The following is a 26239-nucleotide window of genomic DNA, read 5'->3' on the forward strand; positions in this document are numbered from 1 at the left end:
GAGAAATATTAAAATCAAATCCGAGCCTTGAGGATTTAGAAGCTGAAAACTTTGATTTCGATATTGATTTAATATTTGTAACAAAGAGTTCTTTAGAAATAATAAGTAATGCTGTTAATTCAATATCAGAAATAAGACAAGTTGAAGTAACAGACATAAGAAATGTGGTTATAGATAACAATACAAATTCAGAAGAAGTAGTAAATGAAAAAGCTATAGAATTAGGCCTTGATGAATATGATATTGATATTTTAAAAGAAGCTGCAAAGAATGACTTCAATACCTTCCATATCCATATAGGATTAGATGAAAGAACTGTTTTGAAATCTGCTAGAGTATTTACTTTATTTCAGAAATTAGAGGAGCATGGAGAAATATTAAAATCAGATCCCAACCTTGAGGATTTAGAAGTTGAAAACTTTGATTTTGATATTGATTTAATATTTGTAACAAAGAGTTCTTTAGAAACAATAAGTAATGTTGTTAATTCAATATCAGAAATAAGACAAGTTGAAGTAACAGACATAAGAAATGTGGTTACAAATGACAATATAAATTCAGAAGAGATAGTAAATGAAAAGGCTGTGGAATTAGGTATTGATGAGTATGATACTGATATTCTAAAGGAAGCTATAAAGAATGGTTTCAATACCTTCCATATCCATANNATGGAGAAATATTAAAATCAGATCCAAAGCTTGAAGATTTAGAAATTGAAAACTTTGATTTTGATATTGATTTAATATTTGTAACAGAGAGCTCTTTAGAAACAATAAGTAATGTTGTTAACTCAATATCAGAAATAAGACAGGTTGAAGTAATAGATATAAGTGGTATTGTTAAAGTTGATAATATGAATAAGGAGAATTCTACTAGTGGTAAAGTTGAAGAATCTAATAAAAATGAAATTGCTGCCACAAGAGTAGCCGATAGTACACTTGAAAAAAACTCTACTGAAAGTATTAGGAACAAGGAAAGTTCCAGTAAAGTAGTAGATTTAACGGAATCAAAAAATAATCTTAAGGCTAAAACTGTAGAAACATCTCCTAAAACAGAAGAAGTAAATAAAAAACAACCAGTAAGACCTAAGAATAAAGGTGTTGGACAATCTGTTAGAGTTGATTTAGAAAGATTAGATAACTTTATGAATATGGTATCTGAGCTAGTAATCCATAGAACTAGATTAGAGCAAATAAGTGCTAATTATAAGATTGTAGAACTAAATGAAACTTTAGAGCAAGTAGCTAGAACTACCACTGATCTTCAAGATCTAGTTATGAAGATTAGAATGTTACCTTTAGATGTGGTATTTAATAGATTTCCACGAATGATAAGAGATTTATCTATGGAGCTAAATAAAGAGATTGACTTTGAAATTCAAGGTCAAGATACCGAGTTAGATAGAACTGTAATCGAAGAAATTGGAGAGCCTTTAATACATTTACTTAGAAATGCTGCAGACCATGGAGTTGAATCAGTAGAAAAAAGGATTAGTCAAGGTAAGCCAGCTTCAGGAAAGATAAAATTAATAGCTTATTCTGAAGGTACTAAGGCTGTTATAAAGGTAGAAGATGATGGTAGTGGTATAAATGTGGAAAAAGTTAAAGCTAAAGCTGAAAGAGTTGGTATTAATACTGAAGGTATGAGTGACAGTGATGTAAAGAATCTTATTTTTGCTCAAGGTTTTAGTACTAATGAAGTAGTTACTGATATATCAGGAAGAGGAGTTGGAATGGATGTTGTAAAGACAAAAATTTCAAGTCTTGGTGGAACTGTAGATGTATTTAGTGAAGAAGGAAAAGGAACAAGCTTTATAATAAAATTACCGCTAACTCTTCAAATAATTCAATCCTTACTTGTTAAGATTGGAACAGAGACTATGGCTATATCTTTGGGATTTATAGATAGAGTTATGGAATATAAGTCAGAAGATATTAGAAAGTCAAATAATAAAGAAATCGTGGTATATAACGAAAAAATATTTAAATTAGTAAGAATTAATGATAAATTAGATATTGAGAGTAAGGATTATGGTAAAAAATATATAATACTTGCAAAGGTTGGCGAAAATGAAGTTGCATTAGTGGTTGATTCATTACTGGGTCAAAAGGAAATAGTTATTAAACCCTTTGGAAATATATTGAAATCCACGAAAGAATACATTGGAGCTACCATATTAGGCGATGGATTAGTAACCTTAATTTTAGATGTAGCCGCACTTATTTAGGAGGAAAGCTATGGGATTTACTGAGTTACAAATAGATGCATTGAGAGAGATAGGTAATATAGGTCTTGGGAATGCAGCTACAGCTATGTCACAAATCTTAGGAAAGGGGATACATATATCAGTTCCAAAGGTAAATTTTATTTCTTTAGAAGATGTATTTGAGAGAATAGATGAAGAAACTGTAGTTTATGCAGTAGTGGCAAGAGTTCTTGGAGAAGCTCCAGGAAATATATTGTTTGTATTTGATACATATACAATGATGAAGATAACAAAAAGGTTAGTTGGAAAGCAAGATGGAGAAGACTTAAATGAAATTGGTTATTCAGCCCTTGGTGAAATAGGAAATATAATATTTGCAACATATATGAGTGCTATAGGCCAAGTGACTAATTTAAAGTTATTCCCATCGGTACCGGCGGTAACAAAGGACATGCTTACAGCTATACTATCGACAACTTTTATTGAATCTGGTCAATTTAATGACTATGTATTAGACATAGAAACTGGATTTTCACAAGAAAATGAGGACTTAAGAGGTGATTTTTATTTCATACCATCACCGGGGTCTTTAGAAAAAATATTAGAATCATTAGGATTAAATTAACGGAGGTTATGCAAAAATGGCAAGAGTATTAATAGTAGATGATGCGACTTTTATGAGAATGATGGTTAAGGATATTTTAGAAAAGAATGGATATGAAGTTATTGGAGAAGCTAGCAACGGAGTTAAGGCAGTAGAAATCTATAAGGCAGAAAATCCAGATATAGTAACAATGGATATCACAATGCCTGAAATGGATGGGATTGAAGCTGTTAAACAAATCAAGGAATTTGATCCAAGTGCTAAGATTGTTATGTGTAGTGCAATGGGTCAACAAAGTATGGTTATGGATGCTATAAGAGCAGGAGCAATGGATTTCATAGTAAAACCATTCCAATCTGATAGAGTACTTGAGGCTGTAAAAAAGGTATTAGGATAATATAGGAGGGGTTTTAAGTGCAAGTTGTGGTTTTTAAAATAGGCAACGAAGAATTCGCCGTAGAGACAAGCAAAGTTCAAGGAATAAACGGACTGATGAAAATCACAAAGGTTCCCAAGGCAAAAAAGTATATTAAAGGACTTATAAATCTAAGGGGAAGCATACTTTCTGTATTAGATATCAATCTTCTTTTAGGTATGGATATAAGTGATGAGAATAATAATAATATTATAGTTTTAGAACTAGATGGTGAACAAGTTGGTATAACTGTAGATCATGTAGAAGAAGTTATGAATTTGGAAGAAGATGTAATTAAAAGAGTTAATGAAGATAAAAATAAGCCTTTTATAAAGGGACTTATAAATCTTGATAATCGAATATTAACTATGGTTGATATTGATAAACTACTACAATAGGCCCACTGGGTAGAAAGAGGTAGAATATGGCAGAAACATTATCGCAAAGTGAAATAGATGCACTTTTATCTGCCTTGTCTTCTGGTGATATAGAACCAAGTGACATTGAAAAAGATGAAGAACATTTTAAAATAAAAAATTACGATTTTAGAAGACCACAGAAATTTTCTAAGGATGTTATTAGAGCAATAGAAGTTATCCATGATAATTATTCAAGAATAGTATCTAACTATCTAACGGCGCAGCTTAGAAGGAATGTTAAGGTGAAGATAGAGAGTGTAGAACAAATAACCTATGAAGAGTTTATACATTCTATTCCAAGCACCACTGTGCTTAGTTTGTTTAGAATGCCTCCCCTTGATGGTCAGATAATATTAGAGACTAATGAGGAGTTTGTTCTTAGAATCTATGATGTTCTAGCTGGAGGAGAGGGAATTAAGAAGCCTAAATTTAAAGAGATTACAGATATAGAAAAAAACATTATTAAGCATATTAATGAGGATATGATTTCTAAGTTAAAGTTGGCATGGGAAGATGTTATAGATGTTGATCCAATTTTAGATAGTATAGAAACAAATCCAGCATTAAATCAGATTTTAGCTCCTAATGAGCCTGTAGCATTAATAACATTCAGTGTAGATATGTTTAATACTAGTTTGTTTATTAACATATGTATTCCATATCTTAGTATAGAAAATGTTTTAGAAAGTCTAGTAATTAAAAATTGGTTTACAACACTAGATAATGAACAAGGTGAAGAGATAAAAGAAAATATAAGCAGAACAATAAAGAGCGCGGATGTAGGAATGAAGGCAGTCCTTGGAGAAACAAAGATTTCCGTAAATGACTTCTTAAATTTATTTACAGGAGATATTATCACTCTAGATAAAAGCTATGATAGTACCGTTGATATTTATGTAGAAGACGAGATTCTATTTAAAGCTAAACCTGGGTTAAAGGGTAAGAATAAGGCAGTCCAAATAATTGAATATACAGACAGAGGAGTTGAGAAGGATGGATAATTCATTTCTTTCACAAGAAGAAATAGATACATTGTTAACTGATGGAGACGATAAAACTTCAGATAATAATCGTATAGAAGATTTATCGGATGTAGAAAAGGATTTACTAGGTGAAGTAGGAAATATATCTATGAGTACAGCGGCTACTGCGCTTTCAGCAGTAGTTGGAAAGCCTGTAAATATTACAACACCAACTATAAATATTACTACATTAAATGAGTTAAAAAAGGGCTTTAAGATACCTAATGTAGTGTTAGATGTTCAATTTGTAAGTGGAATAGTTGGAGGAAACTTATTTGTAATAAATATTGAGGATGCAGCGGTTATAGCAAATTTAATGATGGGTGGAAATGGTCTTGTAGAGCCACCAAAGGAGCTTTCGGAATTAGAGATAAGTGCTGTCCAAGAAGCTATGAATCAAATGATTGGTTCAGCTGCAACTTCTATGGCAACTATGCTTAATCGTGAGGTTAATATATCACCACCAATATCTTCAATATGTGATGAATATTCAGAAGTTATATCAAATGATATAACTTTAGAAGAACAGATTGTAGATATTTCCTTTAAAATGACTATAGGAGATTTAGTTGATAGTAATATTGTTCAAGTATTACCAATTGAGACAGCAAAAGAAATTGTAAGTATTATGATGGGTGCAGATAAAAAAATGGATGAAAAAGTTATAGCACAAGATGAAAGTGTAAATGAGTTATCTCAGCCTACAAATTTAGAAGCTCCTAAAGAGATTTCTATAGATGATGAACATAATGATGTGCAGTCATATTCTGAGGAATATTATGGTAGTGAAAATAATTATAGTATGGAAGGTAATGGCAATATGGAAGGTTTGAGCCAAAGTTATCAGGAACCTGTTAATGTGAAGCAAGTAGCTTTTAAAGAATTAGAAGAGATTAGAGGTGCAGGAATGCCTAAAAATATAGATTTAATACTGGATGTTCCTTTAGAATTGTCAGTAGAATTAGGAAGAACAAAGAAAAATATAAGAGATATATTGGCACTTACTAAGGGATCACTAATTGAATTAAATAAATTAGCAGAAGAACCAGTAGATATATATGTAAATGGAAAAAAAATTGGCTATGGGGAAGTAGTTGTAGTAGATGAAAACTTCGGAGTAAAAATTACTGAAATAGCTAGTGGAGAGGATAGAGTAAAAAGTCTTTCTAAGTAAAGACTTTTTCTCTTTTCTGGATATATGTTTATAAATATAGAATTAGGCATCCTCAAAATATACTTCCCATCTTTGACTTATTATTTATTTTAAGATGCCTAATAAGAATTTTACAAGAGTTTAAGGGAAATACTATAAACTTTATAGCCATATATTCGACTATAAAATTAGATAGAGTTAGATAGGGAGGGAGAATATGAAAATTAGTAATATAAATATGAGTATATATTCAAATAACTATAAAACTAATGAAAATAGTTTGAATAAGAACAATATGAATGAAAGTAAAGAGAATACTAAAGATACTTGTGAAATTTCTTCTTTAGGAAGAAGTTTAAATAAAATTATTATAGAAGATGTAAAGCTTGGTGTAAGCGCAGAGGAATTAGAAAAGATTAAAAGTAAGGTTTTAGAGGGAACCTATAAAGTTGATTCAAAGACTTTAGCTGAAGCTATTTTAACATCAATGAAAGGTGGACAATAGATGAAGGAACAGCTTAGAAGTATATTAGAGGATGAAATTGATTCCATTAAGGAACTTTTAAGTGTTTTGGAAGATCAGCACAGTTTATTAGTTTTTCAAGATGTATTTAAGCTAGAAAGTATTACTAAGGATATAGATGAATGTAGTAGGAATTTAGCAAGATCTGAAGGCATAAGAAGAGCTCTAGTGGGGAAACAATCTATGGCAAAGTTAATAGACAGCATGGATGATAAAGAACTTAGTATGATATATGAAAAGTTAATAAAAGAACTTAACTTACTAGTAACTCAAAAGGAAACTAATGAACTTTTAATAAGGCAAAATCTTAGCTATACAAATTCGATAATAGATATGATAAGTCCCAAAAAAGAAAATCTAACCTATAATGGCTATGGAAAAATGAAAAGATAAGGAGAATTAATATGTCAGGATTATTTGCAACGTTAAATACATCTAAAACTGGACTCTTTGCACAGCAACAGTATATAAATGTAACTAGTCATAATATATCAAATGCTGAAACTAAAGGATATTCAAGGCAAAATCTTATTCTACAAACTGCAAGACCTCAAACGGTAGTTGGTGGAGTAGGTCAGGTTGGTACAGGAGTATCAATGATAGCTATAGAAAGAACAAGAAATCAATTTCTTGATTATCAGATAAGAAAAGGAAATTCTAATTTGGGGGATTATGGTATAAGATATGATTATCTTTCAGAGGTAGAAGGAATATTAAATGAGCCTACTGACAAAGGAATTTCTGAACTTATATCTCAATTTTTTGATGGTTGGCATGAACTTAGTAAAAATCAAGATGCTGGGAGAAAGGTAACGGCTGAAAGAGCAAATACTCTTGCAGCGGAACTTAATAATACCTATAGAAAGTTAAACAATACTAAAGATAATGCAATTACTGAAATACAAAGTAGCGTATTTGAGATTAGTAATACTCTGGATCGTTTAAATTCGATAAATAAAGAAATTATGGAAGTAACTGTAACTGGAAATAGTCCAAATGACTTGTTAGATCGTAGAGATCTGCTTTTAGACGAACTAAGTGAGAAATTTGGTATTGATACAAGAAATCAAGCACTTAATGGAATAAAGTGTACTCCAGAAGGAGAAGCATCCATAAATCTTATTAGAAATAAAGCTGAGGATCAAATTAATAAATTAGCTTTTGTAGATGAAATTAAAGATAATGGAAATGGAACTTATAATATAAAGTATTATAAAAATGGAGATAAAACTTCAGAAAATAATAGTGTAGAAATACAAAATATAGCATTAACTGCAAAGCAGTATGAAGAATTAAAGCAAGGAAGAGTTATTGTCACTAAAGAGGATGGTACTATAGATATACCAACTACTGAAGCTGAAGCAGATGCACTAATATTTAGTCCACCATCAGGAAAAATAGGAGGACTACAAGAAATCTACAAGGATGTAGACGAATATATAAATCAAATTAACACTTTGGCAAAAGCCTTAGCATTTTCAGTAAATGCTATTCACACAGAAGGAATAGCTGATTCTGAAAAAGTTCCATTCTTCGTAAACTCAGATAAAGGAGTTTCTCCTATGGATTACGAGGGAATAAATGCAGGAAATATATCTATTAATAGTGCTATTCTAGAAAATGTAATGCTCATTGCTACAGGAGAAAGCAGTACATCAGGAAGTACCGATAATACAAGAGCTCTTGCTATGGTAAAATTAAGAGATTTTGCAATGAATTTATCATCTCTTGAAGCTGGTAAAAAATCTGATGGGACACCTTATGAATATAGGGATTTTGTTGCTGAACATTTTGATACAACTGGAAATATTCCTGAATATAAAAAAGTATCATCTGGAACGAAGCTGGAAGGATATTTTAAAAATACTATAAACAGAGTTGGGGTTCAATGTCAGACAGCAAAACAAACTGTAGACAATCAGATCAAATCTCTAAAGGGCTTTTTGGAAAGAAGACTTTCAATTTCGGGGGTATCATTAGATGAAGAAGCAATAAATCTAGTTCAATTTCAACATGCTTTTCAAGCTAATTCAAAAGTTATAACTACAGTAGATCAATTACTAGATGTAGTAATTAATTTAGTTAGATAATTTAACTAAATAAGGAGGTTAAAAGATGAGAATAACTCATGGTGTAATGGTTAATAGTTTTTTAGGTGATATGGATAATAACCTAAATATCTTAAATAAATTGCAAAGACAAGCTAATACGGGTAAGCTTTTTTCAAAGCCATCAGATGACCCTTTTAGGGCATCTCGTTCTATGCAATTGTATGCACAGATAAATGCAAACGAGCAGTATAGTAAGAATATTAAAGATGCTATCAACTGGGCGGATACTACAGATACTGCCCTTAATCAAACGACAAAATGTGTTCAAAGAATTAACGAACTTGTAGTTGCAGCAGGAAATGCTACCTATGGTACACAGGAATTTTTGGCAATAAAAGAAGAAATAAATGAGAGAGTAGCAGAATTTGGACAAGTTTTAAATACTACTTTTGATGGAAAGTATATATTTGGTGGCAAAGATGGCCTGGTAAAACCAATAAAGATAGATTCAACGGGAGGAAGTAATAGTATAGCTATTAATGGAGATAAAGCTCTTATAAATCAATCATTAGAGGTTGAGATTTCCTTGGGGGTAAAGGTTGAATATACTGCAAATGCTATTGAATTATTGGAGTTTTCATATAAGGATGAATCAGGAAACACTTCAACTATGGATGTAGGAGCAGTATTTAGTGATATTCTAAATAATTTGAATTCAGCAGCAGGACAAAAGCAACTGCTAGAAAAAAATCTAGGAGAGATGCAAAAAGTTCTTGACAATACCGTTGCTGTAAGAGCTAGGGTAGGAACTATGCAAAATAGAATGGATAGTTCTAAGAAATTAAATGAAGCAGAAAATTTTAATTTAACTGAAATATTATCAAATAATGAAGATGTAGATGTAGTTAAAAAAGCTATGGAAATAGGTGCAGCTCAAACTGTATATATGGCATCACTTCAAACTAGTTCAAAGGTGCTACAGCCAACTATATTAGATTTCATAAGATAAAAAATTAGATGGAATTTATACTGCTATATATTATTTTTATGAGTGATTTAAATTTATAGTGGTTAGGCGCTAGATAAAATATAAGGAGTGAGGAATTTGAAATTTAAGACGGAGATTAATGGAGTTATAGATTTTGATGAGAAAGATGTAATAATCTTTAAACATGGATTACCTGGGTTTGAAAACCTTAATAAATTTGTATTGATGGAACTAGATGAATATTCTCCATTTAAAATACTTCACTCCATAGAAGATAAAAATGTAGGAATGGTAACAATTAGTCCTTTTCATGTAATGAGTGATTATGAAATAGATTTATCTAATAATGTAATAAAAGAGCTAAATATTGATAATGCAGAAGATGTGTTGGTGCTAAGCACTGTAACTTTAAATAATCAAGTTAGTAAATTTACTACTAATTTAAGAGCTCCTATTATAGTGAATCTTAAAAATAATTTGGGGTATCAAATTATTTTAGATGAAGAAAAATATAGCATTAAACATTCGTTGAATAAGGAGTGATATTATGCTAGTAGTAAAAAGAAAACAAGGTGAAGGCATTAAAATAGGTGACGATATAGAAATAACTATAGTTAAATTAGAAGATAATACTGTAAAAATTGCTATTGAGGCACCTAAGGATATAAAAATATTAAGAAGTGAACTTTATAAAGAAATATTAGAAGAAAATAAAAGAGCCTTAGAAAGCACTATTGAGTTGTTAAATGCATTAAAGGATAAAAATTAAATTGATAGGTTGAAAAGCAAGATATTTAATTAGAATAAGATATTAATTTAAGAGGTACGTATATTAAAAGTTATATAAATGTTAGAGTTTGGAGGAAACTTATGTTCATTAATGGTATAAATGTAGATAACAGCAGACAAAATTTTATTGAAGGTAAAGAATTTTTTAACATGACACAAGGAAATATGAAAAATACAGAAGAAGTTTCAATTAATAATGATTATTTTTCCAAAGCTGAGATAGATGAAATTACTAGGTCTATGAATAAAGTAAAGAAAATACTAGACCATGAAAATACCGTTGTAGAGTACGAAGTTCATAGTAAGTTTAATCAAGTGATGCTTAAAGTTGTTGATAAATATACTCAAGAAGTTATATTCGAAGTACCTCCTAGAAAAATTCTTGATGTAGTAGCAAGCATATGCGAAATGGCTGGAATTTTAGTTAATAAGCAGGCGTAATTAAATATTTTAACTGGGGAGGAAATTTTTATGTATAACAATAATGCATATAATACTTATAAAAATAATAGTGTAAACTATGCGTCTAAAGATCAATTACTTCTTATAATTTTAGATGGGGCTGTAAAATTTTCTAAAATGGGTAGACAAGCTATATTAGATAAAGATATTAAAGGTGCTCATGAAAATATTATTAAAACACAAAATATATTTTATGAATTAATGATAAGCTTAGACTTAAATCATAGCGGTGACTGGGGATTAAATGTTATCAGTATCTACAAATTTATAATTGACAAATTAGTACAGGCAAATATAAAAAAGGATATAAACATTATGGATGAAATTATTCCACTTATAGAGGAAATAAGAGATATGTGGAATGAAGTATATAAGGCAGCTAGAATAAGTTAAAGATTATAGAAGGAGATGATTTTGTGAGAACAACAGGACTTGCAACAGGACTAGATACAGAAAATATGATAAAACAAATGCTTACACCATATCAAAAAAGGGTAGATAGTGCAAAACAAGATAAAGATATTATTTTACTTAAACAACAGTTATACAGAGATGTAGCAAAGGATATAAATGTTTTATACGGCAAGTATATGGATGTCAACTCTACTAGTAACTTAATGTTAAGTAGTAATTATAAAACCTCATTATTTAAAAGTTCTAATGATTTGGCAGTTTCTGCAGAAGGATTAGCTGGTGCTAAAGTTGGAAACTATAAAGTTAATGTTACAGAAGTAGCAAAACCAGCCCAAATAACTGAAACTGCAGCAAATTTAGGAAATAAAAAGTTTGATATTCTTGTTAATGGGAAAGCTGTAGAAGTAGATCTTAGCGGTGATACAAATTCTGCTAGTATAGTTAAAAAAATTAATGAGGCCTTTAGAAGAGCAGGAGTGGATACAAGAGCCTCAGAAAGTACATTAAGTGGTAAAATAGTTATAGAAAGTAAAGGTGCTGGAGCTAATGAGGCTTTACAAATTGTAGAGTTTGGTGATAAAACAGCTGCTTCAATATCTGGAATCAATGTTTCTAATATTAAAGATAAAATTTTTGGTATAAATATAAATGGAACTATAAAAACTGTGGATTTAACATCTACGAGTGGATTAAGTAATGATGAGATCATTGAGAGAATAAATAAATCTATTGGTACTTTAGGCCTTGCAGAAGTAGATAATGGTGGTAACATTACTATTAAAACATCTTCTAAAGGAGATGGAAGTAAAATTTCTGCAACGATAAACGATCAAGCATTGTCAGATTTAGGAACTGATACTGAGGAAGCCATAGTATCAATGAGATTAGATGAGCTAAAAGGTAAAATTACAACATTCATGGTTAATGGAAAGCTGGTAAAATTAGATTTAACTACAGTACCTGATGCAGAAGTAGAAAAGAAGATTAATGATACATTAGGAGATTTATTAAATGTAAAAATTGATCCTTTAAAAAATGTTGAATTTAAAACAAAGAAGGTAGGAGCTACTCAAGAAATTAAGGTAATAGATAATAGTACTGAAATAGCATGTGGAACTTCAGTAGATGGACAGACTAATGGTAAAATTGAAAATCCTCTTTGGAAGAGCACTGGAACAGATATTCAAGGTACTATATCAGATACCTATGGTAACACTAAAGATATAGCAAGTATTTCAAAAGGGAAGAACGTGTTTATTGTAGATAATGTTAAATTTACAATAACAGATAAAACTAATGGAGATGCGCTTATTAGTGGTAAGGAAGATAATACAGAATTTATAAAAAATATTAAAGCCTTTGTAGAGGATTATAATAAATTAATAGCAAAGGTCCATGGTTTAGTTAATGAGAAAAAGCAATACACTTATAAGCCACTTACAGATTCACAGAAAAAAGAAATGTCAGAGGAAGAAATAAAACTCTGGAATGAAAAAACAAAACAGGGATTATTAAAAAATGATGATATTTTAAGAAGATTAGATGCTGATTTAAGACAAGCTTTTTTAATTCCAGTAGATGGTAAAACCTTAAGTAGCATAGGAATTACTTTTAGTAAAGATTACAGTGCTAAAGCAGGACAGTTGGAAGTAGATGAAACTAAGCTTTCTAAGGCACTATCAGATGATTCAAATGAAGTGTTAAAAATATTTACTACAATGGCTGATCCAGCATTAAAAGGGAATGAGAAATATAAGAATACAGGTGTAATGCAGAGGTTAAAGGATATATTTAATGATGCAGCTGTAAAACCTACATCAAAGTTATTGACTAAAGCTGGTCTTGAAGGTAGAAGAGAATATGACAATGATTTATATAAGTCTATTCTGAAAAAAGAAAAAGAAATAAGTGCATTCGAAAAAATGTTAAAAACAAAGGAAGAGGCATACTATATCAAATTCGCAGCATTAGAAAAAGCTATGAATGGATATAATTCACAACAAGCTTGGTTCTCTCAACAATTTGGTGGAGGAAAATAATGAAAAATGAAAAAGAACTTTTCTTACAATATCGTGAAATTACTCTAGAGATAGAGAAATTATTAGAAGAAGATAAAATAGAAGAGTTGGAATATGCTTTAGAAGAAAGACAGAAAGTTTTAGATAAAATGATAGATGTGGATAGAGTCCAAGGTGGAAAGTGGATTAAGGAATTAGAAATACAAGAACTTCATGAAAAAGTATATTCATTGATGGAAGAGAAAAAAGTGTCTATAAAAAACGAAATAAGAAGACTAAATCAAGGGAAAAGAGTAAGTTGCGTTTATTCTAATGATGGTGAAAAGGGAATATATTTTTCTCAAAAAATATAAGTAAAAATTTAAAAATTTTTCAAAAAAGTTTTAAAAAAAGCTAAAGTCTTTTAAATATGTAGCGATAAATAAATTAGATGAGTTCATTAGAACAATATAATGGACTTGTTTAAAATAAAGGCAAGGATGCCAATTGAATTTCAAGGAGGAATTTTATTATGATTATCAATCACAACATGAATGCATTAAATGCACACAGAAACATGGCTTTAAACACAACTACTGCTGGAAAGTCTATGGAAAAATTATCTTCAGGTTTAAGAATTAACAGAGCTGGAGATGATGCAGCAGGATTAGCTATTTCTGAAAAAATGAGAGCTCAAATCAGAGGTTTAGATCAAGCAGCAAGAAACTCACAAGATGGTATATCATTAATACAAACTGCAGAGGGTGGTTTGAATGAAACTCACGCAATTCTTCAAAGAATGAGAGAGCTTTCAGTTCAAGCATCAAATGATACTAACGTTACAGCTGATAGAGCTGCTATCCAAACAGAAATAAACCAATTAGCTTCAGAAATTTCAAGAGTAGCAACAAAAACTTCATTCAATAATCAAATATTATTAAATGGAAATTTATCAGCGTTAAATATTCAAACTGGAGCAAACAAGAGTGATATAACAGTTATAAACTTAACAGCTGTAGATGCAGGTACATTAAACATTGGTGGTTTAAGTGTTAGTTCTACTGATAGTGCAAATAATGCTATAAGTGCTTTAGATACAGCACTATCAACTGTAAGTACTTTCAGAGCTAATCTTGGAGCATATCAAAATAGATTAGAACATACAATTAACAACTTAAATGTTAACTCTGAGAACTTAACAGCAGCTGAATCAAGAATAAGAGACGTTGACATGGCTAAAGAGATGATGGTATTTTCTAAAAACAACATTCTTCAACAAGCTGCACAAGCAATGCTTGCTCAAGCTAATCAACAACCACAAGGTGTATTACAATTATTAAGATAATTAAAGTAAAAATAGGACTCTGCATTTGCAGAGTTCTATTTTTAAGTAGGTGAGGAAAATATGAGTGAAAAAAATGAATATGAGCTTAGATTAGTGAAAAGTAAAGATAATTATAATACCTATGAGATTATTAGAGGGAATAGTACTATAGTTTTAGGAAGTAAATATAACTATGAAAGAACTATGGAGCAGCTCTTTAGTAAATTACAAGATATTAATGAAAATACAGTAATTATCATATATGGCTTAGATAGCGGTGAATATTTAGAAAAATTAAGTAAATTAGTTACATATAATAATAAGGTTTTAGTAATTGAACCAATAGAGAGTATAGCTAAAAAATATAAAGATAGAAAATATAAAAATTTGAATATAGTTTCTATAAGGGATATAGATAAATATATAAATAGAAATTTAATAGATCTTAACAATATAAATAATATTATATTCCATTGCTTTGGAAATTATGGCAGAGCCTTTAAAGATGAGTATGAGGTATTTGTAAAAGAATTAAATGAATTAACTGTAAATATAAAGTTGAATATTAATACTATAAATAAACTTAAAAAGGAATCTACTTTTAATATAATAAATAATTTAATAGAGATAAATAACTCTTATAACTTTAAGGATTGGGAGGGAATTTATCGTGGAGCTACGGCATTAGTAATATCTGCAGGGCCTTCTTTAGATAAAAATATTAATGACTTATTAAAGTATAAGGATAAACTTGATAATTGTGTTATTATTGCTGGAAATAGAACTGTAAAGCCTTTAATTGAAAATGGTATAATACCAGATTTTGTTTGTGCCATAGACCCACAAGAGGTAGTCTATGATATGGTCAAGGATTATTTATCCTATAAGATACCTTTAGTATATACAGAAAACACCAACAACAAATTGATAAAGTTGACTGAAGGAAATAGATTTTTTGGGAGTAATGGATTAGCTTTACTTTTAGGCGATAGAATATTAAATAAACTCAGTCAGTTTTATTCAGGGGGATCTGTTGCTCATTTACAAACAAATGTGGCAGTGAAACTTGGATGTGAGTCTATAATATTTTTAGGACAAGATTTAGCATATACCTTTGATAAGAGCCATTCAAATTCTACAGAAAATAAAATAGATTTAAAGCCAACTAAAGCTTCAACTTTTTATGTTAAAGATGTCTATGATAAAGATATTTTAACAGAGTTTTCTTTGAATCATTTTAGAATTTATCTAGAAGATTATATTAAACAAGTAAAAGGGATCAAGGATATACAGTTTATTAATAGTTCCTATGGTGCTAATATAAATGGAACTGTATTTAAAGAGCTGGAAGAAGTTTTTGAAGAAAATAATTTTATGAAAATATCAAAAGTTAAATTACCTAAGGATAGTGAAAAGATGAGTTTTAATTTCAATAAATTTAAAGAGGAATTTAAATGTAAAATGAAAGAGTTTATCTTAGATATAGATAAATCTATTTATAAATGTGAAAAAAATCTAAGTTTAAGTTCTGAAAAGAAAATTAAAGAAAACTTACTCTTTATAAAGAAGGTTAATGAGAGGATAAATGGATATAAAGAATTATTTATTTTCGATTACTTTATAAGCGGATTTTTAATAAATGCAGATTCATATTTTGAATTTTCTGTAGAAGATTCAAGAGATTCATTAAATTATGCAAAAAAAGTTTCTTGTGGATATAAAGAGTATTTAAAAGAACTTAAGAAAATTTTGGAGGAAATAACAACTTCTTTAGATGAATCTAGCATTAATATATAAATATTTATGGATAAATAAGTATGTATTACTCTATATTTAAAGGATATGTAATTGTATATACATATCTTTTAAATATGTAAAGATATATTTTATTCATACGATAATAGAAACATAAGAATAATTTTTATCCGATGACTACCCGNNATCAGAGATTTGGGCTCTCTGCGTTTCTTCAAAGTGGGAGTAAGGGGCGGCTACGACACTGGATAACGATTTCTAAGCTTCAGTGGGAGTAAAAAAACCAATCTGAAGCAAAGAACTCTGTTTATTCTAATATATATTAAGGAGGAAGGATTATGAAAAAAAAAATAAGTGGAATTTTAGCTATAGTAATGCTATTTAGCTTATTTCTGAACAATTTCGGGATTGAAGCTTATGCGGCAACTGATTATGTAACTGCAGCGAGAGAAGTAAATCCTAAGGTAATTACTCCAGATAAAGAAGTGGAGGTTAACTTAAAAGTTACAGGAACACCTCCTGTAAATGTTGTTAAACCCAATGATGTTGTCTTAGTTCTAGATAAATCAGGAAGTATGAGGAGTGACAACAGATTTGGAGCAATGAAGGAGTCAGCAAAAGAATTTATTGATTTGATTGATTTTAATAGTCATAATGCAGGAGTGGTTGATTTTAGTTCACAAAACGTTACTAGAACCTCACCTATAACCAATGATGCAACTGTATTAAAAAATCATATTGATAGTATAACATGTGATGGTGGAACTCAAACAGGATATGCTATTAGAGAAGCAATGAAACTTCTTGAAAGTGGTAGGGAAGAAGCACAGCCGGTAATAGTATTACTAACTGATGGTCAAGCTGATAGTAAAGAAGATGCCCTAAAAGCAGCTGAAGAAGCAAAACAAGCAGGGATTGTAATTTATACAGTAGCTTTACTTGCACCAGGTGAAAATGCAGATACTAGTGCACCTAATTTATTGTTGAGAGACATGGCGACTACTGCTAAGCATCATAATTTTGTGTTAGGGTCAGTTGGATTAATAGATATATATAGACGTATAGTTAAAGAAATAGGAATTTCTAGTGCTTATGATGTAGAAATTAAAGAAACTGTTTCACCACAGTTTGAAATAGTGCCAGGTTCTTATGAAAATAATATACCTAAACCTAAAGTTGAAGGAAATACTTTGACATGGAATATGTTAGAGTTAAAGGCAGACACTATAGAGCTGAAGTATAAAGTTAGATTAAAGGATGGAGAAAAAGCAGGAAAATATAATATTGCAGAGTCATCTAAAATAACTTATAAAGATTATGCAGGTGCTAGTCGCTCTTACAATATAGCAAATAGTTTAATAGAGGTTAAATATCATGCACCAATAATTACTTCAGTTACAAATGAAAAAGGACAAGCAGCAGGAGGAGAAAAAGTTACAATTAAAGGTGAACATTTTAGACCAGGAGCTACAGTTAGCTTTAATGCTACCAAATGTACTGATGTAGTTGTAGTTGATAGTAATACTATTACTGTAACAACACCACCAGGCGTTCAGGGTAATGCAACAATTACAGTTACTAATGATGATTTACAAAAGGCAACTGCAAATTTTGCTTATTATGCAGAGCCAGTAGTTACATCATTGTCACCTAATGTAGGTCCATATGTTGGAGGAACGAGTGTATTTATAGAAGGAAATTATTTCATGTCTGGAATGAAGGTTAAGTTTGGTGATGTTTATAGTGATAGTGTACTTTATTATAATAAAGGTAAAGTAATTGCTAAAGCACCAGCAGCAACTAAAGAAGGTCTAGTGGATGTAACTTTAGAAAATCCTGATGGAACTAAATTAGTTGTAAAAGATGGATATACTTATGAGCCACAAATAATTGAAAAGTTAGAGATCTATTCTTTATCATATAAATCAGGGCCACAAGCAGGTGGTACTAGGTTAACTATATCTGGTAAAAATATAGATCCAGCAGTCAAAGTTTATTTTGGAGATAAAGAAGCCCAAATTATTAACTATTATAATAAGGGGAGCATTTTGGTGGATACACCAGCTAGGGATGTAGATGGTTTAGTGGATGTAATACTAGAAAATCCTAATGGTGAAAAAGCTACTCTAAGTGATGCTTTTGAGTATATACCACATCCTACACCAACAATAACAAGCATTTCTCCAGCTTCTGGTAAAATAGAAGGCGGGGAAACAGTAATAGTTGATGGCGAAAATTTCCCAAAAGACGTAGAGATTACTTTTGGAGCTAACAGAGGAGAGGTTATTTCTTTTTCTCAAAAACAGTTGAAAGTGAAGGTTCCAGCAGGTAACGAAGGTATAGTAGACGTGACTGTTACTAATCCTACTACAGGTAAACAATCTGTAGCAAAAGATGCTTATGAATATTTACCTCCAGTAATTTTAGAACCCAAAATTACAAGTATATCTCCTAATTCAGGTAAAATTGAAGGTGGAGAATTAATATATATAACAGGGGAAAATTTTGTTAATGGTACAAATTTTCAAGTGAGTATTGGTGGAAATAAAGCTCAGTTAATAAATTTCTATGGATCAACTAGAATAAATGTGAGAGTTCCTGCCAATGTTAATCCAGGTAAATATGATGTAACAATAATTAATGGTGATGGAAAGACAATTACTTTACCAGAAGGTTATGAGTATTTAACACCACCAACACCAGAGCCGATGAAAATTACTGGAATTTCATCAAACAGTGGAAGTACCGCAGGTGGAGAAATATTATATATAACAGGTGAAAGGTTCGTTAACGGTACCAATTTCCAAGTGAAAATTGGTGAAAATAAAGCCCAGTTATTAAACTTCTATGGACCAACTAGAATAAATGTAAGAGTTCCTGCTAATATTAATCCAGGTAAGTATGATGTAACAATAATTAATAATAATGGAGAAGAAGCAAAACTTACAGAAGCTTATGAATATATAACACCACCAGCACTACCACTACCTGAGATAACTACTTTATCAAGTACGTCAGGTTATGAGACAGGTGGAGATTTACTTTATATTGAAGGTAAAAACTTTGTAAAGGGATTAACAGTAACTATAGGAGACATCAATGCACCGGTAGATTATTTTTATAATTCTACTAGGATTAGAGTTAAAGTTCCAAAGGGAACTGTAGGGATGGCAAATGTAGTTGTAACAAATCCAGATAAACAATCCTCTGTAGATGCTATTAAGTACGAGTATTTAGAAGTAAAAGGCGAAATCACTAGTCTTTCTATTGTGGAAGGGCTAATAACTGGGGGAGATTTAGTTTATATTAATGGAGTAAATTTCCAACCAGGGCTTAAAGTGTATTTTGGTACTGAAGAGGCAAGTGAACTTGTTTATTATAGTACAACTAGAATTCGTGTAAAAATACCTGCATCAACTATTCCTGGAAATGTTGATGTTAAAATTATCAATGGTGATGGTAAAACTATAATTAAGACGGATGGATATAAATATTTAGAACCACTACCTGTACCAGCACCAGTTATAGAAAAATTTATAACAAGTGGGACAGCTGCAGCTACTAGTTTACCAAAAAATGGATTGACAAATTTATTTGGCTCTGGATTTGCACCTGGAATTAAATTTGATATATTAAATTCATCTGGAGATGTAGTTTATTCAGATTTAGCACCTATAATGTACTATAGTGAGCTAAGGATAAGGTTACGTGTACCAGCTAATATAACTCCAGGTATGTACAAATTTGTTGTGAAAAATCCAGATGGACAGCAATCAAATAAGCTTGATATAGAAATAACTAATTAATACATTGTTTGTGTAATCTAAAGTAAAATAGTATGCAATCATTTTTGATTGCATGCTGTTTTTTTATTAAGAAATTATATTTTGTAACGATAATAAAAATGCTAAACTAATTATTGGAGGAATTTATTTATGAATAATGTAGAATTAAAAAGAGAAACTTTAGAAATGGCTAATGAATATATGAGTAATCTGTTTTCAGGAGTAAAACATTCTGTTGAATTACTATATAGTGGAAATGAATCAGAAGGATTTTCACTAATTCCTTCAATATGTGAAGGAATTCAGTGGGTTACTGAAGTATTAGTACTGACAAAAGATGAAAATGAAGATTTAGATTTAGTAAATATATTATATGAAAAATTAGAAGAAATAATAGAGTCTTTTGAAAATAAGGACTATATATTAGTGGCTGATTTGTTAAACTATGAATTATTATCAGTATTACAAGATATACAGCTATACATTAAAGAAAAACTTAAATAATAAACGTAAGATTGGAATGATGAAAATGTTAAATGATAAAGCTATATTAATTACTGGAGGCACAGGATCTTTTGGTAAAAAGTTTACAAAGATGATTTTAGACAGATATAATCCTAAAAAAATTGTTATTTATTCAAGAGATGAATTTAAGCAAGATTTAATGAGAAAAGAGTTTGCAGAAAGTTATCCTGATAAGGTTAATAAACTGAGATTTTTTATAGGAGATGTAAGAGATAAAGATAGATTATATAGGGCATTTAGTGGGATAGATTATGTTATACATGCTGCTGCTATGAAGCAGGTTCCAGCTTGTGAATATAATCCCCTTGAGGCTATTAAAACAAATATAAATGGAGCACAAAATATAGCTGATGCTGCAATAGATAAAAAAGTAAAGAAAGTTGTAGCATTATCTACAGATAAAGCTGTTAATCCAATTAACCTTTATGGTGGTACGAAACTTGTGTCTGATAAATTATTTATATCAGCTAATGCTTATTCTGGAGAAGGTGGAACTATATTTTCTGTGGTTAGATATGGAAATGTAGCAGGAAGCAGAGGTTCAGTTATACCATTTTTTAAAGGTCTTATTGAAAATGGACATAATGAACTTCCAATAACTGATTTTGAAATGACTAGATTTTGGATAACTTTAGAGCAAGGTGTAGAATTAGTGTTTAAAGCACTAAATGAAAGCCGTGGAGGAGAAACTTATATATCTAAAATACCTTCTTTTAAAATAACAGATTTGGCAAAAGCTATGTCTCCAAATATTATTTTAAAAGAGGTCGGTATACGTGAAGGAGAAAAGCTTCATGAAGTGATGATAACTAAGGATGATTCTAGATACACTTACGAATATGAAAATCATTATATTATTTATCCTAACTTTGATTGGTGGCACTTGGATAGTCATTTTGCAGAGGGAGGAACGTTAATAGAAAATGGGTTTGAGTATAATTCTGGAAGTAATGTAGAATGGTTATCAGTAGACGGGTTAAAGAGTGAAATAGAAAAACTACAAATTTAAAATTTATGTATAATATATGATGTATTAAGGAGTATTTAAATGGCTAAATCATATGATATAGAAGTATTTGGACAACCTAGTTTATACGAACCAAAGGAAAGAAAATTTAAAGTATATATGTGTGAGCCTGATAAAGGAGTAAATAAAGATACAGGAATTTTGTTATTTATTGCTGGTTATGGTGGAAGTGCAACATCAAACATATATATAAAGATGAGACAACAATTTGCTGATAATTTTAATTTAGTTACTGTTCAATGTGACTATTTTGGGTATAAGTATATGCAAGATGATAAAAATCTAACTATTGATACTGAAGTTCTTAAATCTTATTTATCTAGTGATGAATTAAGTAAAATTGCAAGCTCTCCAAATAAATATATTGATGAATTTAGTGAGAAAAAGAAAATATCATTTAATAATAAAAGGAAATCAGAGGAAAGTTATAGTGATTTTAATGACATGGGACTAATTCAAGCTATGGATAATTTAACTGCTATATCTGTAGTAACTGAGATTTTGAAGGAAAATGGATTGCAGTTTAATTCAAATAAGATAATTGCATACGGGCAATCTCATGGTGCATATATTGCATACCTATGTAATGGATTTTCACCTAATGTTTTTTCGGGAATCATTGATAATAGTAGCTATATGTACCCTTATTATTTAAATCATGAAAGATTTACTGTTACTGAATACAAACAATGGTCATTTAATACTTACAATGATTATATAATAAAAAACATAATTTTTGATAAAGAAATATATTATCTTACTAATATTTATAATCAATTTGAGAATGGTTGTAATATAATTTCTTTTATTGGTGAGCATGATAAAATGACTAATTATACCATAAAAAGAAAGTTTGTTGAGAGCATACCTTTAGGAAAAGTAGAATTGGTTAATAGTAATAATGTTGATAATATTATTTTTAAGTCTACAAAGCATGGATTAAATGCAGATTTCATTAAAATGTTTGAATACGTAATGAAAAAATATGATTTAACTAGAGATAGAAAAAACGAACCTATGTTTATAACAAGTGAGATTGAAACTATAGAATATAAATATATATGTAAATACACAAAAAATATACCTACTTTAGAGGTTATAAGAAAGTAACTATTATATGAAGTAAGAGTAACGGCCGGGCGTTAATAATATAAGTGCTTATTCAATATTTATTTAGATTAGCTTATTTTGGAAAAGTCACTTAATTATATTGAGGGAATAGGAGTGTGATATAATATGGAATTGGCTATCAATGGAGGAGCTCCTGTAAGGAAAGAATATCTTTCTTATGGTAAACAAACTATAGATGATAAAGATATAGATATGGTAATTAATGTATTGAAGGGCGAATACTTAACTACTGGGCCTTCAGTTAGTGAGTTTGAGAAAAAAGTTGCAGAGTATGTAGGAGTAAAGTATGCTGTAGCAGTTTCTAATGGAACGGCAGCTCTGCATATGGCATGCTATGCAACAGGAATAGGACCAGGTGATGAAGTTCTAATTCCAGGAATAACTTTTGCAGCATCTGCTAACTGTGTTCTTTATTGTGGTGGGACACCGGTGTTTGTGGATGTAGATTATGAAAATTATAATATTGATATTGAGGATTTAAAAAGAAAAATAACAAATAAAACAAAGGCAATTATTCCAGTAGATATGGCAGGCCAAACTGTTGATATTGATGAAATTATGAAAATTGCTAGAGACAATAATTTAATAGTTATTGAAGATGCAGCTCATGCCTTAGGAAGCGAATATAAGAATAAGAAAGTTGGAGTTACAGCTCATATGACAGAGTTTAGTTTTCATCCAGTAAAACCTATAACTACTGGAGAAGGTGGTATTGTAGTAACTGATGATGAAGAGCTATATAAAAAGATGAATATCTTTAGAAGTCATGGAATAACTAGAGATAAAGAGATGATGAATGAATATGACGGGCCATGGTATTATGAACAGATAGATTTAGGTTATAATTATAGAATAACTGATATCCAATGTGCTTTAGGTATTAGTCAAATGAATAAGATTGACAAGTTTATCAATAGAAGAAAAGAGATCGTTAAGAAGTATAATGAAGCCTTCAAAAATATTGAAGAAATTCATATACCACATGAGGATGATTTCTCCAATTCTGGATGGCATATATATTTAATTAAACTTAACTTAGAAAAATTAACTTGCACAAGAAAAGAAATTTTTGAAGCTTTACAAGCTGAAAATATAGGAGTAAATGTTCATTATATTCCTGTATATCTGCATCCTTACTATAAGAGTTTAGGATATGAAAAAGGAATATGCCCAGTTGCAGAAGAGATATATAATAGGATAATAACACTACCATTATTTCCATCAATGTTAGATGAAGACATAGATGATGTAATTAATGCAGTAAGAAAAGTCATTGATGCTTATAGAAAGTAGGTAATTAAATGAAAGTAGTATGTATAATTCAGGCTAGGGTTGGTTCTTCAAGATTGCCAGGAAAGGTTCTGAAAAATATATGTGGTAAAACAGTATTAGAGCACGATGTTAGAAGATTAAAATTAGTGACTAATATTGATGAAATAGTTATTGCAACTACTGTTGAGCCACAAGATGACAAGATTGTAGAAGAAGCAAAGAGGCTAGGAGTTAAATGTTTTAGAGGATCTGAAAATGATGTTTTATCAAGGTATTATCATGCAGCTATGGAGAGCAATTCTGATATAGTAGTGAGAGTAACAAGTGATTGTCCGTGTATAGACCATACTATAATAGATAATATGGTTAGATTATTTAAAGAAAATAAATTTGATTACATAAATAATACTAGTGAGAGAACTTTTCCAAGAGGATATGATGTAGAAGTATTTACTCTTCAGGCATTAGAGATAGCTTATAAAAATGCAACTAAAGACTATGAAAGGGAGCATGTAACTCCATATTTATATGATTGTAATAATAACTTTAAGTGTTTCACTTATAAAAATAACGTTGATTATTCAAAATATAGGATAACTCTTGATACAGAAGAAGATTTAAAGGTAATAAAAGAGATATATAATGAATTATATAAAGATGAAAAATATTTTTTATTGGAGGATGTTGTGAATTTTTTAGATAGCAACCCTCATATTGCAAATATAAATGATGATATAGAACAGAAAAAGCTAGGTGAATAAAATATATATAAATAAATTGTCGCTTGGAGAGGATCTATAAATGAAAATCACTGAATTTAAAATAGGAGATAGTGCAAGAATTACTAGGCAAATTACTAGTGGTTATGTAGAAAAATTTGCAGAAATGACTGGTGATGACAATCCAGTTCATTTGGATGAAGAATATGCAAAAAATACGATATTTAATGGTAGGATTGTTCATGGAATATTGGTATCGGGTTTGATTTCAGGTGTATTAGGCAATAAATTTCCGGGTTATTGAACCATATATCTTTCGCAGAGCTTAAAGTTTCTTAAGCCTGTAAGAATAGATGATATTATAACTGCAGAAGTTGAGGTAATAGGTATAAATATTGAAAAAAACAGGTTAACACTTAAAACGAGATGCTATAATGATAAAGACATTGATGTTATAGTAGGTGAAGCAATTGTGCTTCCGCCTAAATAATGGAGGGGAAATATAATGGCATTAGAATTGATCAAAGTAAATAAGGATGACTTGGAGCTTATAATGACTTGGAGAATGAAGCCTGAAGTGACAAGATATATGTATACTGATCCGGTATTAACAATGGAGACTCAACTCAAATGGTTTTATTCTATACAAGATAATGATAGTGTAAAGTATTGGATAATAAAATTTGATGGAGTAAAAATAGGATTAATAAGTATTTGCGATATTGATTATAAAAACAAGAGATGTTCGTGGGCGTATTATATAGGAGATACATCATTTAGAGGAAGAGGTATAGCAACACTTCTTGAGTGCAATATATATGATTATGTATTTGATGATTTAAACCTTAATAAATTATGCTGTGAAGTATTTACATCTAATGAAAAGGTTATTTCAATTCATGAAAAATTTGGTTCAGTAGTTGAAGGAACATTAAAGCAACATATATATAAAAATGGTGACTTTTTTGATATAGTAACAATGGGAATTACAAGAGATAAATGGGAAAATATAAAAAAAGATTATAAATATGATAGAATCTGTATAGAATAAGTTTTTTTAATAATGATTTATAAATGCTAGTGTAAAAATTTTACGCTAGCTTATATGCTAAAGGAGTGAAGCTATGAAAAGTATAAATATAGATAATAAAATCATTTCAACTGAATCACAAAGCTTCATTATAGCTGAAATATCAGCTAATCATAATCAGGATATAGAAATTGCAAAAAAATGATAAAAGAAGCTAAAAGGGTAGGTGCAGATGCAGTGAAGCTTCAAACCTACACAGCTGATACTATAACTTTAGATTGTGATAATGAGTATTTTCAAATTAAGCAAGGAACAATTTGGGATGGAAAGACATTACATAAACTATATCAAGAGGCATATACCCCATGGGAATGGCATAAAGAACTTATGGATGTAGCCAAAGAGGAAAATATAATATGTTTTTCAACTCCTTTTGATAAGTCAGCAGTAGATTTTTTAGAAGAATTAGAGGTACCTGCATATAAGATTGCATCCTTTGAAATAACAGATATACCTCTTATTAAATATGCTGCATCTAAAGGTAAGCCCATGATAATTTCTACAGGCATTGCAACCATTGAAGAAATAGAAGAGGCAGTTGAAGCGTGTAAGAGTGTTGGAAACGAAC

Annotated in this window: 25 protein-coding genes and 2 pseudogenes; all 27 read left to right on the plus strand. The window is 30.0% G+C overall.

From position 1 onward, the window contains the following. Positions 1 to 131: 131 nt before the first annotated feature. Positions 132 to 2227: pseudogene (locus tag B3W71_RS17125) on the plus strand (chemotaxis protein CheW). A gap of 10 nt (positions 2228 to 2237) precedes the next feature. Then, positions 2238 to 2831, plus strand: a complete 594-nt coding sequence (locus B3W71_RS17130; RefSeq protein WP_346890152.1) for a chemotaxis protein CheC — start codon at positions 2238 to 2240, stop codon at positions 2829 to 2831. 16 nt (positions 2832 to 2847) lie between these two features. Further along, positions 2848 to 3207, plus strand: a complete 360-nt coding sequence (locus B3W71_RS17135) for a response regulator (RefSeq protein ID WP_346890153.1) — start codon at positions 2848 to 2850, stop codon at positions 3205 to 3207. A gap of 17 nt (positions 3208 to 3224) precedes the next feature. Next, the gene (locus B3W71_RS17140) at positions 3225 to 3623 is read left to right on the plus strand and encodes a chemotaxis protein CheW (protein ID WP_346890154.1); all 399 of its coding nucleotides are present in this window, start codon (positions 3225 to 3227) and stop codon (positions 3621 to 3623) included. 26 nt (positions 3624 to 3649) lie between these two features. Then, positions 3650 to 4645: a flagellar motor switch protein FliM gene (gene fliM, locus B3W71_RS17145; protein ID WP_346890155.1), complete on the plus strand. Its 996-nt coding sequence runs from the start codon at positions 3650 to 3652 to the stop codon at positions 4643 to 4645. Further along, the gene (fliY, locus tag B3W71_RS17150) at positions 4638 to 5840 is read left to right on the plus strand and encodes a flagellar motor switch phosphatase FliY (protein WP_346890156.1); all 1203 of its coding nucleotides are present in this window, start codon (positions 4638 to 4640) and stop codon (positions 5838 to 5840) included. The genes fliM and fliY overlap by 8 nt, the downstream gene beginning before the upstream one ends. 196 nt (positions 5841 to 6036) lie before the next feature. Further along, positions 6037 to 6324: a flagellar biosynthesis anti-sigma factor FlgM gene (locus tag B3W71_RS17155; protein WP_346890157.1), complete on the plus strand. Its 288-nt coding sequence runs from the start codon at positions 6037 to 6039 to the stop codon at positions 6322 to 6324. Beyond that, the gene (locus B3W71_RS17160; protein WP_346890158.1) at positions 6325 to 6735 is read left to right on the plus strand and encodes a flagellar protein FlgN; all 411 of its coding nucleotides are present in this window, start codon (positions 6325 to 6327) and stop codon (positions 6733 to 6735) included. It begins immediately after the preceding gene. An 11-nt stretch (positions 6736 to 6746) separates the two neighbouring features. Further along, on the plus strand, positions 6747 to 8432 hold the full coding sequence (flgK, locus tag B3W71_RS17165; RefSeq protein WP_346890159.1) for a flagellar hook-associated protein FlgK: 1686 nt from the start codon (positions 6747 to 6749) through the stop codon (positions 8430 to 8432). A 25-nt stretch (positions 8433 to 8457) separates the two neighbouring features. Beyond that, on the plus strand, positions 8458 to 9402 hold the full coding sequence (gene flgL / locus B3W71_RS17170) for a flagellar hook-associated protein FlgL (protein ID WP_346890160.1): 945 nt from the start codon (positions 8458 to 8460) through the stop codon (positions 9400 to 9402). Between the two features lie 87 nt (positions 9403 to 9489). Further along, complete coding sequence (fliW, locus tag B3W71_RS17175; protein ID WP_346890161.1) at positions 9490 to 9924, plus strand: flagellar assembly protein FliW; 435 nt, start codon at positions 9490 to 9492, stop codon at positions 9922 to 9924. A 4-nt stretch (positions 9925 to 9928) separates the two neighbouring features. Then, positions 9929 to 10150 (plus strand): carbon storage regulator CsrA, encoded by a 222-nt coding sequence (gene csrA / locus B3W71_RS17180; RefSeq protein ID WP_346890162.1) that lies wholly within the window; start codon positions 9929 to 9931, stop codon positions 10148 to 10150. A gap of 101 nt (positions 10151 to 10251) precedes the next feature. After that, positions 10252 to 10611 (plus strand): flagellar protein FlaG, encoded by a 360-nt coding sequence (locus B3W71_RS17185; protein ID WP_346890163.1) that lies wholly within the window; start codon positions 10252 to 10254, stop codon positions 10609 to 10611. A 30-nt stretch (positions 10612 to 10641) separates the two neighbouring features. Then, entirely contained in the window at positions 10642 to 11025 is a 384-nt protein-coding gene (gene fliS, locus B3W71_RS17190; RefSeq protein WP_346890164.1) for a flagellar export chaperone FliS, read from the plus strand. 23 nt (positions 11026 to 11048) lie between these two features. Continuing rightward, positions 11049 to 13085: a flagellar filament capping protein FliD gene (gene fliD / locus B3W71_RS17195; RefSeq protein ID WP_346890165.1), complete on the plus strand. Its 2037-nt coding sequence runs from the start codon at positions 11049 to 11051 to the stop codon at positions 13083 to 13085. Then, on the plus strand, positions 13085 to 13417 hold the full coding sequence (locus tag B3W71_RS17200; RefSeq protein ID WP_346890166.1) for a hypothetical protein: 333 nt from the start codon (positions 13085 to 13087) through the stop codon (positions 13415 to 13417). Before fliD ends, B3W71_RS17200 begins: the two co-directional genes overlap by 1 nt. Before the next feature lie 158 nt (positions 13418 to 13575). Continuing rightward, on the plus strand, positions 13576 to 14388 hold the full coding sequence (locus tag B3W71_RS17205) for a flagellin (RefSeq protein ID WP_346890167.1): 813 nt from the start codon (positions 13576 to 13578) through the stop codon (positions 14386 to 14388). A 60-nt stretch (positions 14389 to 14448) separates the two neighbouring features. Beyond that, positions 14449 to 16164, plus strand: a complete 1716-nt coding sequence (locus B3W71_RS17210; RefSeq protein WP_346890168.1) for a motility associated factor glycosyltransferase family protein — start codon at positions 14449 to 14451, stop codon at positions 16162 to 16164. A 296-nt stretch (positions 16165 to 16460) separates the two neighbouring features. Further along, positions 16461 to 19928 carry an IPT/TIG domain-containing protein gene (locus tag B3W71_RS17215; RefSeq protein WP_346890169.1) on the plus strand — a complete coding sequence of 1156 codons (3468 nt, stop codon included), beginning with the start codon at positions 16461 to 16463 and terminating at the stop codon, positions 19926 to 19928. Positions 19929 to 20057: 129 nt separating this feature from the next. Next, positions 20058 to 20411: a hypothetical protein gene (locus B3W71_RS17220; protein WP_346890170.1), complete on the plus strand. Its 354-nt coding sequence runs from the start codon at positions 20058 to 20060 to the stop codon at positions 20409 to 20411. 25 nt (positions 20412 to 20436) lie between these two features. Continuing rightward, positions 20437 to 21441 carry a UDP-N-acetylglucosamine 4,6-dehydratase (inverting) gene (gene pseB, locus B3W71_RS17225; RefSeq protein ID WP_346890171.1) on the plus strand — a complete coding sequence of 335 codons (1005 nt, stop codon included), beginning with the start codon at positions 20437 to 20439 and terminating at the stop codon, positions 21439 to 21441. Positions 21442 to 21480: 39 nt separating this feature from the next. Next, positions 21481 to 22569, plus strand: a complete 1089-nt coding sequence (locus tag B3W71_RS17230) for a DUF2920 family protein (RefSeq protein ID WP_346890172.1) — start codon at positions 21481 to 21483, stop codon at positions 22567 to 22569. A gap of 126 nt (positions 22570 to 22695) precedes the next feature. Beyond that, positions 22696 to 23883: a UDP-4-amino-4,6-dideoxy-N-acetyl-beta-L-altrosamine transaminase gene (pseC, locus tag B3W71_RS17235; protein ID WP_346890173.1), complete on the plus strand. Its 1188-nt coding sequence runs from the start codon at positions 22696 to 22698 to the stop codon at positions 23881 to 23883. An 8-nt stretch (positions 23884 to 23891) separates the two neighbouring features. After that, a complete protein-coding gene (locus tag B3W71_RS17240) occupies positions 23892 to 24623 on the plus strand; it encodes a glycosyltransferase family protein (protein WP_346890174.1) in 732 nt (243 codons plus the stop codon). Positions 24624 to 24663: 40 nt separating this feature from the next. Continuing rightward, the gene (locus B3W71_RS17245) at positions 24664 to 24885 is read left to right on the plus strand and encodes a MaoC/PaaZ C-terminal domain-containing protein (RefSeq protein ID WP_346890175.1); all 222 of its coding nucleotides are present in this window, start codon (positions 24664 to 24666) and stop codon (positions 24883 to 24885) included. Between the two features lie 201 nt (positions 24886 to 25086). Then, positions 25087 to 25632, plus strand: a complete 546-nt coding sequence (gene pseH, locus B3W71_RS17250) for a UDP-4-amino-4,6-dideoxy-N-acetyl-beta-L-altrosamine N-acetyltransferase (RefSeq protein ID WP_346890176.1) — start codon at positions 25087 to 25089, stop codon at positions 25630 to 25632. A 73-nt stretch (positions 25633 to 25705) separates the two neighbouring features. Beyond that, positions 25706 to 26239: pseudogene (locus tag B3W71_RS17255) on the plus strand (N-acetylneuraminate synthase family protein); the annotation flags it as partial.

It is taken from the genome of Clostridium sp. UBA1056, from assembly GCA_002316385.1.
In the GTDB taxonomy this organism is placed as follows: domain Bacteria; phylum Bacillota; class Clostridia; order Clostridiales; family Clostridiaceae; genus Clostridium_J.

What these genes read in the sequence shown, in the direction of transcription:
- B3W71_RS17130 (WP_346890152.1), top strand. Translation starts at nt 2,238, where the DNA reads ATGGGATTTACTGAGTTACAAATAGATGCATTGAGAGAGATAGGTAAT.
- B3W71_RS17135 (WP_346890153.1), top strand. Translation starts at nt 2,848, where the DNA reads ATGGCAAGAGTATTAATAGTAGATGATGCGACTTTTATGAGAATGATG.
- fliM (WP_346890155.1), top strand. Translation starts at nt 3,650, where the DNA reads ATGGCAGAAACATTATCGCAAAGTGAAATAGATGCACTTTTATCTGCC.
- fliY (WP_346890156.1), top strand. Translation starts at nt 4,638, where the DNA reads ATGGATAATTCATTTCTTTCACAAGAAGAAATAGATACATTGTTAACT.
- B3W71_RS17155 (WP_346890157.1), top strand. Translation starts at nt 6,037, where the DNA reads ATGAAAATTAGTAATATAAATATGAGTATATATTCAAATAACTATAAA.
- B3W71_RS17160 (WP_346890158.1), top strand. Translation starts at nt 6,325, where the DNA reads ATGAAGGAACAGCTTAGAAGTATATTAGAGGATGAAATTGATTCCATT.
- flgK (WP_346890159.1), top strand. Translation starts at nt 6,747, where the DNA reads ATGTCAGGATTATTTGCAACGTTAAATACATCTAAAACTGGACTCTTT.
- flgL (WP_346890160.1), top strand. Translation starts at nt 8,458, where the DNA reads ATGAGAATAACTCATGGTGTAATGGTTAATAGTTTTTTAGGTGATATG.
- csrA (WP_346890162.1), top strand. Translation starts at nt 9,929, where the DNA reads ATGCTAGTAGTAAAAAGAAAACAAGGTGAAGGCATTAAAATAGGTGAC.
- B3W71_RS17185 (WP_346890163.1), top strand. Translation starts at nt 10,252, where the DNA reads ATGTTCATTAATGGTATAAATGTAGATAACAGCAGACAAAATTTTATT.
- fliS (WP_346890164.1), top strand. Translation starts at nt 10,642, where the DNA reads ATGTATAACAATAATGCATATAATACTTATAAAAATAATAGTGTAAAC.
- B3W71_RS17200 (WP_346890166.1), top strand. Translation starts at nt 13,085, where the DNA reads ATGAAAAATGAAAAAGAACTTTTCTTACAATATCGTGAAATTACTCTA.
- B3W71_RS17205 (WP_346890167.1), top strand. Translation starts at nt 13,576, where the DNA reads ATGATTATCAATCACAACATGAATGCATTAAATGCACACAGAAACATG.
- B3W71_RS17210 (WP_346890168.1), top strand. Translation starts at nt 14,449, where the DNA reads ATGAGTGAAAAAAATGAATATGAGCTTAGATTAGTGAAAAGTAAAGAT.
- B3W71_RS17215 (WP_346890169.1), top strand. Translation starts at nt 16,461, where the DNA reads ATGAAAAAAAAAATAAGTGGAATTTTAGCTATAGTAATGCTATTTAGC.
- B3W71_RS17220 (WP_346890170.1), top strand. Translation starts at nt 20,058, where the DNA reads ATGAATAATGTAGAATTAAAAAGAGAAACTTTAGAAATGGCTAATGAA.
- pseB (WP_346890171.1), top strand. Translation starts at nt 20,437, where the DNA reads ATGTTAAATGATAAAGCTATATTAATTACTGGAGGCACAGGATCTTTT.
- B3W71_RS17230 (WP_346890172.1), top strand. Translation starts at nt 21,481, where the DNA reads ATGGCTAAATCATATGATATAGAAGTATTTGGACAACCTAGTTTATAC.
- pseC (WP_346890173.1), top strand. Translation starts at nt 22,696, where the DNA reads ATGGAATTGGCTATCAATGGAGGAGCTCCTGTAAGGAAAGAATATCTT.
- B3W71_RS17240 (WP_346890174.1), top strand. Translation starts at nt 23,892, where the DNA reads ATGAAAGTAGTATGTATAATTCAGGCTAGGGTTGGTTCTTCAAGATTG.
- B3W71_RS17245 (WP_346890175.1), top strand. Translation starts at nt 24,664, where the DNA reads ATGAAAATCACTGAATTTAAAATAGGAGATAGTGCAAGAATTACTAGG.
- pseH (WP_346890176.1), top strand. Translation starts at nt 25,087, where the DNA reads ATGGCATTAGAATTGATCAAAGTAAATAAGGATGACTTGGAGCTTATA.